Source organism: Corynebacterium sp. Marseille-P4321, assembly GCF_903645305.1.
Lineage (GTDB): Bacteria > Actinomycetota > Actinomycetes > Mycobacteriales > Mycobacteriaceae > Corynebacterium.
On sequence record NZ_CAHJXO010000001.1, the window covers coordinates 227,653 to 242,011 of the forward strand.

The 14,359-nt window shown below is 66.0% G+C and carries 14 protein-coding genes; 11 read left to right on the plus strand and 3 right to left on the minus strand.

Going from position 1 to position 14,359, the window contains the following annotated elements:
• Nucleotides 1-37: 37 nt before the first annotated feature.
• On the minus strand, nt 38-1,399 hold the full coding sequence (locus tag HWX32_RS00970; protein ID WP_175934370.1) for an FAD-dependent oxidoreductase: 1,362 nt from the start codon (nt 1,397-1,399) through the stop codon (nt 38-40).
• A 238-nt stretch (nt 1,400-1,637) separates the two neighbouring features.
• Here HWX32_RS00970 and HWX32_RS00975 point away from each other — a divergent pair, with 238 nt between their 5' ends.
• From HWX32_RS00975 to HWX32_RS01020, 10 genes are read left to right on the plus strand one after another with little or no spacing between them, the layout of a single operon-like run.
• Complete coding sequence (locus tag HWX32_RS00975) at nt 1,638-3,290, plus strand: nitrite/sulfite reductase (protein ID WP_175934371.1); 1,653 nt, start codon at nt 1,638-1,640, stop codon at nt 3,288-3,290.
• The gene (locus tag HWX32_RS00980; RefSeq protein ID WP_175934372.1) at nt 3,287-3,559 is read left to right on the plus strand and encodes a hypothetical protein; all 273 of its coding nucleotides are present in this window, start codon (nt 3,287-3,289) and stop codon (nt 3,557-3,559) included. Before HWX32_RS00975 ends, HWX32_RS00980 begins: the two co-directional genes overlap by 4 nt.
• 7 nt (nt 3,560-3,566) lie before the next feature.
• The gene (locus HWX32_RS00985) at nt 3,567-4,334 is read left to right on the plus strand and encodes a phosphoadenylyl-sulfate reductase (RefSeq protein WP_175934373.1); all 768 of its coding nucleotides are present in this window, start codon (nt 3,567-3,569) and stop codon (nt 4,332-4,334) included.
• Nucleotides 4,327-5,226, plus strand: a complete 900-nt coding sequence (gene cysD / locus HWX32_RS00990; protein ID WP_175934374.1) for a sulfate adenylyltransferase subunit CysD — start codon at nt 4,327-4,329, stop codon at nt 5,224-5,226. The genes HWX32_RS00985 and cysD overlap by 8 nt, the downstream gene beginning before the upstream one ends.
• Entirely contained in the window at nt 5,226-6,515 is a 1,290-nt protein-coding gene (locus tag HWX32_RS00995) for a sulfate adenylyltransferase subunit 1 (RefSeq protein WP_175934375.1), read from the plus strand. The genes cysD and HWX32_RS00995 overlap by 1 nt, the downstream gene beginning before the upstream one ends.
• A 5-nt stretch (nt 6,516-6,520) precedes the next feature.
• Nucleotides 6,521-7,240: a sirohydrochlorin chelatase gene (locus tag HWX32_RS01000; RefSeq protein WP_175934376.1), complete on the plus strand. Its 720-nt coding sequence runs from the start codon at nt 6,521-6,523 to the stop codon at nt 7,238-7,240.
• Entirely contained in the window at nt 7,240-8,178 is a 939-nt protein-coding gene (locus HWX32_RS01005; protein WP_175934377.1) for a sulfite exporter TauE/SafE family protein, read from the plus strand. The genes HWX32_RS01000 and HWX32_RS01005 overlap by 1 nt, the downstream gene beginning before the upstream one ends.
• A complete protein-coding gene (locus HWX32_RS01010; RefSeq protein ID WP_175934378.1) occupies nt 8,165-8,842 on the plus strand; it encodes a GPP34 family phosphoprotein in 678 nt (225 codons plus the stop codon). The genes HWX32_RS01005 and HWX32_RS01010 overlap by 14 nt, the downstream gene beginning before the upstream one ends.
• A gap of 24 nt (nt 8,843-8,866) precedes the next feature.
• Nucleotides 8,867-9,421 (plus strand): nucleosidase, encoded by a 555-nt coding sequence (locus HWX32_RS01015; protein ID WP_254868200.1) that lies wholly within the window; start codon nt 8,867-8,869, stop codon nt 9,419-9,421.
• Between the two features lies 1 nt (nt 9,422).
• Nucleotides 9,423-10,028, plus strand: a complete 606-nt coding sequence (locus tag HWX32_RS01020) for an endonuclease (protein ID WP_254868201.1) — start codon at nt 9,423-9,425, stop codon at nt 10,026-10,028.
• A gap of 426 nt (nt 10,029-10,454) precedes the next feature.
• Here the strand turns inward: HWX32_RS01020 and HWX32_RS01025 are convergent, their stop codons facing one another.
• Both HWX32_RS01025 and HWX32_RS01030 read right to left on the minus strand, forming a co-directional pair.
• Nucleotides 10,455-10,979: a type 1 glutamine amidotransferase domain-containing protein gene (locus tag HWX32_RS01025; protein ID WP_175934381.1), complete on the minus strand. Its 525-nt coding sequence runs from the start codon at nt 10,977-10,979 to the stop codon at nt 10,455-10,457.
• A gap of 63 nt (nt 10,980-11,042) precedes the next feature.
• Nucleotides 11,043-12,446 carry an AI-2E family transporter gene (locus HWX32_RS01030; RefSeq protein WP_254868290.1) on the minus strand — a complete coding sequence of 468 codons (1,404 nt, stop codon included), beginning with the start codon at nt 12,444-12,446 and terminating at the stop codon, nt 11,043-11,045.
• 268 nt (nt 12,447-12,714) lie between these two features.
• On the opposite strand from HWX32_RS01030, the gene HWX32_RS01035 reads away from it, so the two are divergent.
• On the plus strand, nt 12,715-14,235 hold the full coding sequence (locus HWX32_RS01035; protein ID WP_175934383.1) for an aldehyde dehydrogenase family protein: 1,521 nt from the start codon (nt 12,715-12,717) through the stop codon (nt 14,233-14,235).
• Nucleotides 14,236-14,359: the final 124 nt, after the last annotated feature.

Sequence of the window (14,359 nt, forward strand, 5' to 3'; positions counted from 1 at the left end):
ACATGTCGGGCTCGAACCCCCGGGCCCTAAACCCGGCCTAGCTCAGGCGGGACGCCTCGACCATGTCCTCCCACTCCACGATCTTTTTGCGCTCGCGCGGGTGGTCGGCGTCGCCGGCGCCGAGGTTGCGCTCCGCCTCGTCGAGCTTGTACCAGCCGTCCCAGGAGGTCACCTCGACGCCGCGGCCGCGCAGCAGCTCCAGGATCGCGTCCGGGTCCTCGTGCACCGGCGCGGTGAGACGGCCGGCCAGAGCGTCGGCGACCAGCATGTCCGTAGTCTCCTTCGCGTCCGACTTGGTGTTGCCGATCAGGCCGATGGGGCCGCGCTTGATCCAGCCGGTGGTGTAAAGGTCGGGGACGATTTCGGAGGACCCGGCCTCGACAAGCACGTGGCCGCCGTCGTTCGGGATCACGTGGCGCTCGAAGTCGAAGGGCACGCCCTCGGTCGGCTCGGAGCGGTAGCCCACTGCGTGGTAGACCTGCTGCACCGGCCAGTCAGTGAATTTGCCGGTGCCCTTGATGCCGCCTTCGCCGTCGAGTTCCTGGCGCTCGGTGCGAAGCCCCACGATCTGGTCGCCCTCCAGCAGCACCTCGACTGGTTCTTCGAAGAAGTGGATGTAGATCTTGTGGGGGCTGTCGTCGGGTTCGCGCATCGCGTACTGCTCGAGCACCTGGCAGTTCAGGTCAATGGACTTGTCGGCGCGGCGCACCTCCTCGGAAAGCTGGTCGTAGTCGATGTCCTCCGGGTCCACGAGCACCTGAATGGTGGGGGACTCGTCGAGTTCGCGCAGCTCCTTAGGGGTGAACTTCGCCTGGGCGGGGCCGCGGCGGCCGAACATGTGCACCGTCTCGGCCTTGTTCTCGCGGAGCGTCTCGTAGACGTTGTCCGGGATCTCGGTGACGGTGAGCTCCTCGCCGGTCTTGGCTAGGATGCGCGAGATGTCGAGCGCCACGTTGCCCACGCCGACCACGGCGACCTCCTTAGCTGAGAGGTTCCAGGAGCGCTCGAAGCGCGGGTTGCCGTCGTAGAAGCCGACGAATTCGCCGGCGCCGATGGATTTATCGCCGCCGGGGATGAGCAGTTCGCGGTCGCGCACGGCGCCGGTGGAGAACACCACCGCATCGTAGTACTCCTGCAGTTCCTCTACCGAGATGTCGCGGCCCACGGTGACGTTGCCGATCAGGCGCAGCTCCGGCTTATCCATCACCGCATGCAGCGACTTCACGATGCCTTTGATGCGCGGGTGGTCCGGCGCCACGCCGTACCGGATCAGGCCGAACGGCGCGGGCATCTGCTCGAACAGGTCGACGCGCACGTCCACCTCGGAGTTTCGAATCAGCAGGTCGGAGGCGTAAATACCGGCTGGTCCGGCACCGACAACGGCTACGCGCAGGGTCATTGGAATCCTTTCGTCGAGGGTTTCGCTACACGCTACTATATCGCTAGACCGAGCAGTCTAATAAATTCAGTCGGGGGAGGGGGAGGGAGCGTCGATAAGCGATGCGATTTACATTCAGCTGCAAACCTGCACGTTACATGCTGCGGAAACGGGGCGCACCTTGTGGTAGACCATGCGGTACGGCAAACTTGCGGTCCAATACGCCATCCAGAGCGCGAAACAGACAAAGGGGTCTACCATGACAGCGACGGTTCGCACCAAGAAGCCCGAGGGGCAATGGCTTATCGACGGCACCTCGCCGCTCAACCACGACGAGGAGCTCAAAGCCGCCTCACCGGTGCTCGACGTGCGCCAAAGGGTGATCGACACCTACTCCAAGCAGGGCTTTGATTCGATCCCGCGCGAGGACCTCTACCCGCGGTTCAAGTGGCTCGGCCTGTACACGCAGCGCAAGCAGAACCTGGGCGGCGAGTTCACCGGCCAGGACAACGAGGTGCTGGAAGACAAGTACTTCATGATGCGCATCCGCTTCGACGGCGGCATTGCCACCACCGCGCAGGCCCGCGCCGTCGGCGAGATTTCGCGCGACTACGCCCGCTCCACCGTGGACCTCACCGACCGGCAGAACATCCAGCTGCACTGGGTGGGCATCGAGGATGTGCCGGCGATCTGGGACAAGCTCGACGCGCACGGCCTGACCACCCTGGATGCCTGCGGCGACGTGCCGCGCGTGGTGCTGGGGAGCCCGGTCGCGGGAATCGCGAAGGACGAGATCATCGACGCCACCCCGGCGATCCAGCGCATCCAGGAACTGTTCACCGCGGAGGAGTTCCAGAACCTTCCGCGCAAGTTCAAGTCCGCGATCTCCGGCAACGCCCGCCAGGACGTGGTGCACGAGATCAACGACCTCGCCTTCATCGGCATCGAGCACCCCGAGCTCGGCCCCGGCTTCGAGTGCTACGTCGGCGGCGGTCTTTCCACCAACCCGATGCTGGCGCAATCGCTCGGCGCGTTCGTCACTCTGGAGCAGGTGCCGGACGTGTGGGCGAACGTGGTGCGCATCTTCCGCGATTACGGCTACCGCCGCCTGCGCAACCGGGCGCGTCTGAAGTTCCTGGTCAAGGAGTGGGGCGTGGAGAAGTTCCGCGAGATCCTGGAGGATGACTACCTCGGCTACAAGCTCCCGGACGGCCCGCACGCGCCCTCCAACCTGGTGGATCGCGACCACATCGGCGTGCACGAGCAAAAAGACGGCCGTTTCTACGTGGGTGTGAAGCCGACGCTGGGCCACATGTCCGGCGAGCAGCTCATCGCGCTGGCGGACCTGCTCGACGGCTATGGGCTCACCGACATCCGCTTCACCCCGTTCAAGGAGATCTTGGTCCTGAATGTGGAAAAGGAACTCGTCGAGAAGCTGCAAAGCGAACTGGAAACCCTGGGCCTGTACTCCACCCCCTCCGAGTTCCGCCGCGGCCTGCTCTCGTGCACCGGGCTGGAGTACTGCAAGCTCGCGCACGTGACCACGAAGTCGCGCGCGATCGAGCTGGCGGACGAGCTTGAGGAGCGCTTCGGCGACCTCGACAGCCCGATCACGATCACGCTCAACGGCTGCCCGAACTCGTGCGCGCGCTTCCAGGTCTCCGACATCGGGCTGAAAGGCCAGATGGTGGCGGGTCCCGACGGCGAAAAGGTCGAGGGTTTCCAGGTGCACCTCGGCGGCACGATCGGTGATGGCGCGAACTTCGGCCGCAAGCTGCGCGGGCACAAGGTGCTTTCCTCCGAGCTCACCGACTACGTCACCCGCGTCGTGGGCAACTACGTCGACCAGCGCGAGCCCGGCGAAACCTTCCGCACCTGGGTGCAGCGCGCCGAGGAGGATGACCTGCGATGAGCTTTCGCCGCGACCCGAACCCGAACCGCAACTTCCCCACGTTCTGCCCCTACTGCTCCGGCGAGGACCTCTGGCCCAACGAGGAGACCGAGTTCGCCTGGAAGTGCGGCGAGTGCCTGCGCGTGTTCGAGGTGAAGTTCCACGGCCAGGACGACCCGGATCACGCGCCGGCAGCTGCGCGTTCCACACCCGACGCTCTGCAGGCTTCGCTTGCCCGTCACGGGCACGCGGGCATCCTGCGCGAAACCCCGGCAGATAGGCCACACTAGGTAAGTTATGAAAATCCAAAGTCTCAGTTACCGGGACCCTTCGATTAGTCCGGAGGGCCCGACCACAACGCAACCGCTTGATCCGGAGATTGCGCGGGTAAATGCGGAGCTCGTCGAGAAGCATGGGCAATTGCTTTACGACGCCACCGCCGCCGAAATCCTCGACTGGGCCCACGAGCACGCCCCCGGCCCACTTGTGGTGACCCTGTCGATGGAGAACACCGTGCTGGCGGAGCTCGCCGCCCGCCACCTGCCGGACGCCGATTTCCTGTTTTTGGACACCGAGTACCACTTCCCGGAAACGCTCGAGGTGGCCGACGAGGTTCAGGCGCGCTACCCGGACCACCGCCTCGTGCGGGCGAAGGCGCAGCTGAGCCGAGCCGAGCAGGACCGCGTGTACGGCCCGAATTTGTACCTGCGCGATCCCGGCGCCTGCTGCCGGATGCGCAAGGTGGAACCGCTGGCCGTATCGATGAGCAATTACGTCGGCTGGATCACCGGCCTGCGCCGCGCCGACGGCCCGACCCGCGCGGAAGCACCTGCGCTCAGCCTGGACGCGACCGGGCGGCTGAAGATCTCGCCGCTGGTGACGTGGTCGCTGGAAGACACCGCTAAGTACGAAGAGGACAACAACTTGATCATCCACCCGCTCACGCGGCAGGGCTACCCCTCCATCGGCTGCTCCACCTGCACGCTTCCGGTGGCCGAGGGCCAGGACCCGCGCGCAGGGCGCTGGGCATTTGCGACGAAGACGGAGTGTGGTCTGCATGAGTAACTTAAGCCCCCACCTGAAGGACTTGGAAAACGAGTCGATCCACATCATCCGCGAGGTCGCGGGGCAGTTCGACAAAATCGGCCTGCTGTTTTCCGGCGGCAAGGATTCGTGCGTGGTGCTCGAGCTCGCGTTGCGCGCCTTCCAGCCCGCCGCGATCCCGATCGAACTGCTGCACGTGGACACCGGGCACAACTTCCCGGAGGTGATTGCATTCCGCGACCGGCTGGTGGAGGAAAACGGCCTGCGCCTGCGCGTGGCGCACGTGCAGGACTGGATCGACCGCGGCGACCTAGTGGAGCGCCCCGACGGCACCCGCAACCCGCTGCAGACCGTGCCGTTGGTGGAGACGATCGCGGAGGTCGGCTACAACGCCGTGCTCGGCGGCGCGCGCCGCGACGAGGAGCGCGCCCGTGCGAAAGAGCGCGTGTTCTCTGTGCGCGATTCCTTCGGCGGCTGGGACCCGCGCCGCCAGCGCCCCGAGCTGTGGCACCTGTACAACGGCGCGACCCTGCCGGGTGAGAACGTGCGCGTGTTCCCGATTTCCAATTGGACCGAAGCGGACGTGTGGGAGTACATCGGCGCGCGCGAAATTCAGCTGCCGAGCATCTACTTCGCGCACGACCGCGAGGTGTTCTCGCGCGACGGCATGTGGCTCACCCCCGGCGAGTGGGGCGGGCCGCGCGAAGGCGAGGAGCTTGAGACCCGCCGCGTGCGCTACCGCACCGTCGGCGACATGAGCTGCACCGGCGCCGTCGATTCGGACGCCACCACCATCGACGAGGTGTTGGTGGAGATCGCCAACTCCACACTCACGGAGCGCGGCGCGACGCGTGCCGACGACCGCCTGTCCGAGTCCTCCATGGAGGACCGCAAGAAGGAGGGTTACTTCTGATGACCGAAACGAAACCTTCGTCTGTCAGCGGAACGCTAGCGGAGCGACAGACGCTGCGGCTGTGCACCGCCGGCTCCGTCGACGACGGCAAGTCCACCTTCGTCGGCCGCCTGCTGCACGACACGAAATCCGTGCTCGCGGACCAGCTCGCCTCAGTCGAGCGCACCTCCGCCGACCGCGGCTTCGAGGGCCTCGATCTTTCGCTTTTGGTGGACGGGCTGCGCGCCGAGCGCGAGCAGGGCATCACCATCGACGTGGCCTACCGTTACTTCGCCACGGACAAGCGCACCTTCATCCTCGCCGACACCCCGGGGCACGTGCAGTACACCCGCAATACGGTCACTGGCATGTCCACCTCCCAGGTGGTCGTGCTGCTTGTCGACGCCCGAAACGGCGTGGTCGAACAAACCGTGCGCCACCTGACCGTGGCGAAGCTCTTGGGCGTGCGCACCGTGATCCTCGCGGTGAACAAGATCGACCTGGTGGATTACTCCCAGGAGCGCTTCGAGGAGATCAAGGCGAAGTTCGATCAGAAGGCGCAGGCGCTGGGGATCGAGGACCCGCACGTGGTGCCGATCTCCGCGCTTCGCGGGGACAACGTCGCGGAGCACTCAGCGCAGACCCCGTGGTACGAGGGCCCGACGGTCCTCGAGCTGCTCGAATCCATCCCGGTGCAGCACGGCCGCGCCAACGACCTCGACTTCCGCTTCAACATCCAGTACGTGCTGCGCGAGCACGCCTCGGACTACCGTGCCTACGCCGGGCGCGTCGACGCGGGCTCGGTGAGCGTGGGCGACGAGATCCTCGCCGTCAGCGGCCGCACCACGAAGGTGGCCGGCATCGACACTGCCGACGGCGAGGTTGATTCCGCCGCCGCCGGCGACTCGGTCGCGTTGCGCCTGGAGGACGAGATCGACCTCACCCGCGGCGACCTCCTGGCGGCGGGGACCCGCCCGGAAGCGGTGCGCGAGTTCCAGGCCACCGTCGTTGGGCTCACCGAGAAGGAGCTCGCCGCCGGCCAACCCGTGAAGCTGCGCATCGGCACCGCGTTCGAGCGCGCCCGTATCGCCAGCGTGGACCGCGTACTCGACATCGACGGCGCGGACGGCGACGACCTCGCGCCCGAGGCGGTGCGCCTCAACGACATCGCGCACGTGACCATCCAGACTGCGAAGGAGCTTCCGGTGGAGGACTACGCCGCCCGTGGCGCCGTCGGCAGTTTCTTGCTTGTGGATCAAGCCTCCGGCAACACGCTCGCCGCCGGTCTCGTGGGGCAGAGGCTGAGGTAGGTGCAATGCACGCGCTCATCACGCTGTCCCACGGTTCGCGCAACCCGCGCGCGAAACGCGGGATAGAGGTGCTCACTGGGGAAGCGGGTGCGCTGCTCGGCGTCCCCGCCGCGGATGCGCACCTCGAGTTCGACACCCCGACGCTCGAGGCCGCCGCCCGCGAACTCGCGCGCGCCGGGCACACCAGCGCAACGGTTGTGCCGCTACTGTTCACCCGTGCGTTTCATGCGACGGTGGACGTGCCGGAGGCCGTCGATAAGGCACATGCCCACTTGGACCTCACCTTGGCCGAGGGCCTGGGCACCGGCGAGGACATCGCCCGGATCCTTGAGATGCGCGTGCTGCTGGACGCAGAGCCGAACTCGCACGTGGTGCTCTACCCCGTGGGCACAAGCAACCCGGAGCAGACGCGCGCCTACGAGGAGCTCGCGGAGCGCCTCGCTGGCCGCCTTCAGCACGGCGCCGCGGGCGTTTCCGTGGTGTCGGCGACGCGCGGCGGCATAGAGGCGCTGCGGGAAATTGCGCAGGTACACGAGCGAATGCACCTGCTTCCGCTCTTCGTCACACACGGCACGCTGCTGGACAAGGCGTATGACGCGCTTCCGCTGCTCGCGGCCGAAACTGGGGCGCACATCACTCACTCCGCGCCACTTCTCACCTCGCTCGCGCCCGTGGTGGCCGAGCGGTACAAGAGCGCAACCAGCTTGATCAAGGAGGCATCCTGATGCTGAAACTCCACACGCTGCTACTGATCTCGCTCGCGGGCTTCGCGGCCCAGCTCGTCGATGGCGGCCTCGGCATGGGATTCGGCGTCACCTCCACCACCATGCTCATCATGCTGGCCGGCTGCACCCCGGCGGCGGCCTCGGCAGTCGTGCACACCGCTGAGCTGGGCACCACGCTCGTCTCCGGAATCGCGCACACGCGCTTCGGCAACGTGGACTGGCGCACCGTCGCCGCCATCGGCATCCCGGGCGCGGTCGGTGCGTTTATCGGCTCGACCGTGCTCGTGCGACTGTCCACCGAGTCGGCGCGGCCGATCATGTCGCTCATCCTCGCGCTCATCGGCCTGAACCTGATGCTGCGGTTCTCGCGCGGGCTCACCCATCGCGTCGCTAAGCAAAAGCCGCACTCGAAGACATTCCTTGCGGGCTTGGGCCTCGTCGGCGGGTTCGTCGACGCCACCGGAGGCGGCGGCTGGGGCCCGGTGACCACGTCAACGCTGCTTTCGGCGGGCCGTTCCGAGCCACGCCGCATCGTCGGCACCGTGAATACCGCGGAGTTCCTGGTCACCCTCGCCGCCACCCTCGGCTTCGCCATCGGCATGTGGCAGGACCTACTGGCGAACCTCGCGGCGGTCATCGCGCTGCTTGTCGGCGGCGTGATCGCAGCCCCCGTCGCGGCCTGGCTCGTGAGCCGGCTCAACCCGATCGCGCTCGGCGGCATCGTCGGCGCGCTCATCGTGGCGCTCAACCTTCCCGTCGTCCTCGGGGCGCTCGGCCTCGACCAGCACCTGTGGATCGTGCGCGTGCTCGTGCTGGCCATCGGCGCGGTGCTCACGTGGCGTGGCGTGGTGCGCGCCCGGGTGAACTCGAAGGCCGCGTCGCGGGCGGAGGGTGCGACAGTCGTCGATAAGCAAGAGCCCGTGCATGCGAATCGCTGAGCAACTCTTCCTCCTGCTCACCACCAACTCGGGCCGCGCGGAGCCGTGGGCGACGTACCGCCGCTACGCGCTTTCGGCCGGGGTGATCATGGATCTCGCCATCGCCGAGGCCGTCACAGTCACCCCAGGCAGGCGCGCCAAGGTGGTGCCGGGGCCAATGCTTATCGACGCCCCCACGCCCGCCGAAGCCGACGCCCTCAAACGCATCGGCCACAAACCTGGCCGCAGGGCGCAGGGCTGGATTGCCAGCCAGTACTTTGCCCGGCCCCGCCTCATCGCCGCCCCGCTTGTCGACGCTGGCGTGCTTGAACGCCGCCACCGCGGCCTCGGCTTCATCAAGTGGTCTAACTACCCGGTGCGGGACGCCTCCGCCGAGGCCCACCTCCGCGCCCGCCTGCAGCAGGTACTGCACGGCCAGACGCAGGAGACGCTGGAGGAGGGCATCGTACTGCTGTTCTTGCACACTATCGACGCCCACCGCTCCGTACTCAAAGACGAAATCAAAGGCGTCGGCTACGGCCACGTGGGCCGCACCGCGAAGGAGATCCGCTACTCGCTCATTTCCCCGGAACTCGACCGCACCCCGCCCCACGTCGCCGATGCCGTGGAAGGCATCAACTACGCACTTGGCGCGGCGGTGCAGGCGGCAAGGTCGGCGAACTAGGAAGCGTCGATTAGCATCGTGCCCATGCTTATCGTCGCCGCAATGAAGGAAGAAGCCGCGGACATCATGTCCAGCGGCGACCACGAGGTGCTCATTACCGGCATCGGCACGCTGCCGGCCGCGATCGCGCTGACGAAACGCCTGGCTACCGGCGAGCTGCCGGACCGCGTGGTGAACGTGGGCACCGCCGGCGCGCTGCGCGACCTGCCAACCGGCGTGTACGAGATCTCCGCCGCGGTGAAGCACGACTTCAAAGTCGGCGGCACCTCCGAGCTCACCGATTTTGTGTACCCCCGCTGGTTCTCCTTCGAGCCGCTCACCGACCTGCCAAAGGCCAAGCTCGCCACCGGCGACGCGTTCGTGAACCGCTCCGATCTTCGCGACGAGCTCGCCCGCGAATGCGACCTGGTGGACATGGAGGGCTACGCGCTCGCCGCGGTGTGCTCCACTTTCGGTGTCCCGTTGACGCTGCTCAAGCAGGTTTCGGATTCTGCCGACGAGTCGGCATCCGAAGTCTGGGAGGCCGCGCTGGACCGCGCCCGTGTCGAGCTCGAGCAGGCGCTCACCCAGGCGTTTTAGAGTGAAAACATTCGCCGAGGAAGCGGGCATTGCGCTTGACGACGCCCCCGAGCCCCTCTTCCAACTCCTCACCCTGTGCATGCTGCAGGCGAAACCGATCCGCGCCTCGGTCGCGGTCGCCGCTGCTCGGGAGCTGTTCGCGGCGGGCCTGACGACGCCCTCGGCTGTCTCCGATGCGCCACGCTCGACCATGATCGGCCTGTTCGGCCGCGCCGGCTACGCCCGCTACGACGAATCCACCACCACCCGCCTGAAAGCCATGTCCGCGAAGCTGCTCTCGGACTACGGCGGTGACCTGCGCGAACTGCGTCCCGGTGCCCCGAAGTCACTTGAGGTCTTCGACGGCGTTGGCCCCGCCTGCGCCACGATGTTCGCCCGCGAAGCCCAGGGTGTGTGGCCCGAGCTTGCACCCGTCTTCGACAAGAAGGCGCTCGAGGGCGCTGCGAAGCTCGGCCTGCCGCAGGACCCGGAAGCTCTGGCAGCGCTCGCGGCGGATCCTTCCACGGACTGGCCGGCTGCACTCGGCACGGAACCGTCCACGGACTCGCTCTCGGACCTGCCGCGCTTCGCGGCCCACCTCGTACGCGTCGCCCTGGGGGTGGAGTAGCCGGATAGCGCGGCTCACTCTCGCGCACCGCGCCCGCCCGGCCGGGCCAAACAAGAGCTCAAGGTGGAACATGAGCTCAGCAAAGTCAGCGACCTGGGGGTTCGTGGCGCCCGGTGCGCTGAGTTCTTGTTCGCGAGCGCGGGCCTCGGGCAGCTTGATCATCGAGGTCTAGCGACGTCACTGCACGCGGTAGACCTCGATGACTTGTCTATATACCTGAACTGGGTAAACAGAGGTGGGCTTATCGGGTTTATGCATCGAGGTCTAGCGGGGCGACGCGGGCCGGTAGACCTCGATGGGACGGGCGGGGTTGAGCGGGCGGAACGGGCGGGTGGGTCAGCAGGGTCAGCAGGGCGACAGACATACAATAAGCCCGCTGCTGGGATGCAGCGGGCTAACGCCGGGGGAGTGTTACCAGCGGCGAAACTACTTCGCGAACTCCTCGACGAGCTTTGCGTTGAACGCCGGCAGGTCGTCCGGGGTGCGGGAAGAGATGAAGCCGGAATCGACGACAACTTCCTCGTCGACCCAGTTGGCGCCAGCGTTGACCAGGTCGGTCTTCACGTTTTCCACGCTGGTGAGCTTGACGCCCTTGATTACGTCGGCCTCGGTAAGAATCCAGCCACCGTGGCAGATCACGCCGACCGGCTTGCCAGCATCTACGAAAGCCTTCACCAGTGCGACCGCGTCGGAGTCGGTGCGGATGGTGTCAGCGTTGACGGTGCCGCCAGGCAGAATAAGTGCGTCGTAGTCGGAGGCGGACGCGTCGGCGGTGGTGAGGTCAACGTCGATAGCCGTGCCCTTCTTGCCCTCAATCTGGCCCGCCTCGGTGGAGATGACCTTGGTGGTGGCGCCGGCGGCCTCGACGGCCTCCTTCGGCGAGGTGAGCTCCGAGTCCTCGAAGCCGTCGGTAGAAATGATTGCAATCTTCCTGTTCGTTAGATCGGACATGTCGGCCACGCTACAGAAAAAACCGGCTACGGGTTTTCGTAGCCGGTTTAGCCTGCGAGAAGGCTAGGCCTTGTCGTCGTCAAGCTTGCGCTGACGCTCTTTATCACTGTCCTCGCTACCTGAAGAATCCAGCGCGCGGTTGCGGCCGGGGGTTTCCTTGTCGTAGGTCTTCACCGGGCCATCGCTGCCCATCGGGACTTTGGTGGAACCGAGGGACATGCTGACCGGCTCTTCGAGGTCCGGCTTCTCGCGGCGGGCCATGGTCATCATGTGGTTGCGCACCGCCATAAATGCCTCGCGCGAATCCATGGTTTGTGATTGCTGCGTGGCTATCGATATGTCGTCAGCCGTGATTTGGCCCGTGCGCAGCGAGACCATCTCCGCCCAGTAGCGGAACCACACCGCGGCGACTGCTGCGACCGGCACCGCGAGGAACGCGCCGACGATGCCGAACAGGGTGCCGCCCACGGCGACCGCGAGCAGCACAATGGCTGCGTGCAGGCCCATGGCCTGGGACTGCAGGATGGGCTGCAGGATGTTGCCCTCGAGCTGCTGCACAGCGATAACCAGGAGCAGGACAAAGACCGCGTTCCAGAAACCGTTGGAAACCAGCGCGATGATCACGGCCAAGGCGCCGGCGGTGAACGCACCGATGATCGGAATGAAGCCGGCGAAGAACGTGATCACGGCGAGCACCGGCCACAGCGGCACGCTGAGGAAGAACAGGCCCAGACCGATGAACACGGCGTCCACCATGGAAACGATCGCCTGCGTGCGGATGAAGCCAGAGAGAGTGTTCCAGGAGCGCATGAGGACCTCGGTGAGGTGCCACCCGGCTTTCACCCCGGTGTACTTGCGCAGCCACGGCAGGAAGCGGTCGCCGTCTTTGAGGAAGAAGAAGGACAGGATCAAGGTGAGCACGACGGTGGTGCCCACGGACGCGATGGCACCGATGCCGGTGAACACACCCGAGGCGATGTTGGAGGCCTGGCCCTTAGCAAACTTCTCGATCTGGTCCACCGCCTGCTCGATGCGGTCCGGGTCGAGGAACGTCGTATCGACATTTTCCTTCAACCAGGTCACGATCTGATCGATGCCGGCGCGCGCCTGGGTGACCAGCTGCGAGCCCTGTGTCTTCACTGTCGGCGCCATAGCGGCGAAGATGCCGCCGATGATGCCGAAGAATCCCAGCAGCACGATGATCACCGCGAGTGCGGCTGGGACCTTGTGGTTGCGCAGCCAGCGCACCGGCGGCCACAGCACCGTGCACACGATCAGCGCGAGCAGGATGGGCAACAGACCCATCCACACGAACTTGAGCAGGTAGAGCAGCAGCGCGGTCGCAGCCACGATGATGATGAAGCGAAGCGCCCAGGCGGCGGCGGTGCGGCCGTCGCTGGCGATGACTTCGCCGCGGTCGATCGGCTCGTCCGAGAGTTCTTGAGCCGCGTCGGCCGGTGTGGGCATGGTGTCAATGTCTTCGACCTCGGTGTCGAGAGCACCCACAAATTCTTGGTCTTTGTTAGTCACCCGCGACATTGTGCCAGATAAAGAGCATTTTGCTTATCGACGACCCTTACCCCGCCCCCGGTCACCCCACACACTCGTGCTGTGAGGCGGGTGGAGGGGCGCTTCGGGGGGCGTGTCGTCGATAAGCAAGATGCCCTGGCGCACATTGTGGCGAGAGTGTAATCTCGGTCACACTTATCCGCCGACACCTAGAAAGGGCAGTGCCATGACCGTGTACCCGAACCCCGGAACCGAAGGCAGCAACGTTAATTACCGCAAGCGCTACGACAACTACATCGGCGGCGAATGGATCGCGCCGGTGGACGGCGAGTACTTCGAGAACATCACGCCCGTCACCGGCGAGGTGTTCTGCGAAGTCGCACGCGGCAAGGAAGCCGACATCAACCTCGCGCTCGACGCCGCACACAAGGCCGCTCCCGCCTGGGGCAAAACCAGCGCCCAGGAACGCGCGGGCGTGCTGCTGAAGATCGCGGACCGCATGGAGGAGCACCTCGAGGAGCTCGCCGTCGCCGAGACCTGGGAGAACGGCAAGGCGGTGCGCGAGACCCTCGCCGCCGACATCCCGCTGGCCATCGACCACTTCCGCTACTTCGCCGGGGCACTCCGCGCGCAGGAGGGCCGCCTCTCCCAGATCGACGAGGACACGGTGGCCTACCACTTCAACGAGCCCCTCGGCGTTGTCGGCCAGATCATCCCGTGGAACTTCCCGCTGCTCATGGCCGCGTGGAAGCTCGCCCCGGCGCTCGCCGCAGGTAACGCGATCGTGCTGAAACCTGCGGAGCAGACCCCGGCATCGATCCTGTACTGGGTGGATCTGGTGGGTGACCTCATCCCCGCGGGCGTGCTCAACATTGTCAACGGCATGGGCGACGAAGCGGGCGCGGCCCTGTCCGGCTCCGACCGGATTGCCAAGATCGCGTTCACCGGCTCGACCGAGGTGGGCAAGATCATCAATAAGGCAGCCGCGGACAAGATCATCCCCGTCACCCTGGAGCTCGGCGGCAAGTCCCCGTCCCTGTTCTTCGCCGACATCCTGGACAAAGACGACGATTTCAAGCAAAAGGCCATCGAGGGTTTCGCCATGTTCGCGCTCAACCAGGGCGAGGTGTGCACCTGCCCGTCGCGGGCGCTCGTGCACGAATCCATCGCGGACGAGTTCCTCGAGCTGGGTGTGAAGCGCGTCCAGCAGATCAAAACCGGCAACCCGCTGGACACCGACGTGCAGATGGGCGCGCAGGCCTCCGTGGAGCAGATGAACAAAATCCAGTCCTACCTGGAGCTCGGCCCCCAGGAGGGCGCGGAGGTGCTCACCGGCGGCGGCGTGAACAAAATCGAGGGCCTGGAAAATGGCCTGTACATCGAGCCGACCGTGTTCAAGGGCACGAACAACATGCGCGTGTTCCAGGAGGAGATCTTCGGCCCGGTGATGTCCGTGACCACGTTCAAGGACTTCGACGAGGCCATCGCAATTGCCAACGACACCATCTACGGCCTCGGCGCCGGGGTGTGGGCGCGCTCCGGCAACACGGCCTACCGTGCGGGCCGCGCCATCCAGGCGGGCCGTGTGTGGGTGAACCAGTACCACACCTACCCCGCGCACGCGGCGTTCGGCGGCTACAAGCAGTCCGGTATCGGCCGCGAGACCCACCTGATGATGCTCGGCCACTACCAGCAGACCAAGAACCTGCTCGTGTCCTACTCGGAGCAGGAGACCGGCCTCTTCTAAAGGGCTTTTGCTTATCGACGCCCCCGGGTACCACGCCCCCGGCACCTCTTCAGGTGCGGGGGCGTTTTGCTGTCTTTAGGGGTGCGTATGTGTGGGTCGATGCACCGGAGAGAAAAATTCACCC

Bases quoted from the DNA above. Each gene is read 5' to 3' on its own strand.
- cysD (WP_175934374.1), top strand. From the start codon at position 4,327: ATGAGTAACTTAAGCCCCCACCTGAAGGACTTGGAAAACGAGTCGATC.
- HWX32_RS01015 (WP_254868200.1), top strand. From the start codon at position 8,867: ATGCTTATCGTCGCCGCAATGAAGGAAGAAGCCGCGGACATCATGTCC.
- HWX32_RS00985 (WP_175934373.1), top strand. From the start codon at position 3,567: ATGAAAATCCAAAGTCTCAGTTACCGGGACCCTTCGATTAGTCCGGAG.
- HWX32_RS01035 (WP_175934383.1), top strand. From the start codon at position 12,715: ATGACCGTGTACCCGAACCCCGGAACCGAAGGCAGCAACGTTAATTAC.
- HWX32_RS00995 (WP_175934375.1), top strand. From the start codon at position 5,226: ATGACCGAAACGAAACCTTCGTCTGTCAGCGGAACGCTAGCGGAGCGA.
- HWX32_RS01005 (WP_175934377.1), top strand. From the start codon at position 7,240: ATGCTGAAACTCCACACGCTGCTACTGATCTCGCTCGCGGGCTTCGCG.
- HWX32_RS01030 (WP_254868290.1), bottom strand. From the start codon at position 12,446: ATGCCCACACCGGCCGACGCGGCTCAAGAACTCTCGGACGAGCCGATC.
- HWX32_RS01010 (WP_175934378.1), top strand. From the start codon at position 8,165: ATGCGAATCGCTGAGCAACTCTTCCTCCTGCTCACCACCAACTCGGGC.
- HWX32_RS01000 (WP_175934376.1), top strand. From the start codon at position 6,521: ATGCACGCGCTCATCACGCTGTCCCACGGTTCGCGCAACCCGCGCGCG.
- HWX32_RS00980 (WP_175934372.1), top strand. From the start codon at position 3,287: ATGAGCTTTCGCCGCGACCCGAACCCGAACCGCAACTTCCCCACGTTC.
- HWX32_RS00975 (WP_175934371.1), top strand. From the start codon at position 1,638: ATGACAGCGACGGTTCGCACCAAGAAGCCCGAGGGGCAATGGCTTATC.
- HWX32_RS00970 (WP_175934370.1), bottom strand. From the start codon at position 1,399: ATGACCCTGCGCGTAGCCGTTGTCGGTGCCGGACCAGCCGGTATTTAC.
- HWX32_RS01025 (WP_175934381.1), bottom strand. From the start codon at position 10,979: ATGTCCGATCTAACGAACAGGAAGATTGCAATCATTTCTACCGACGGC.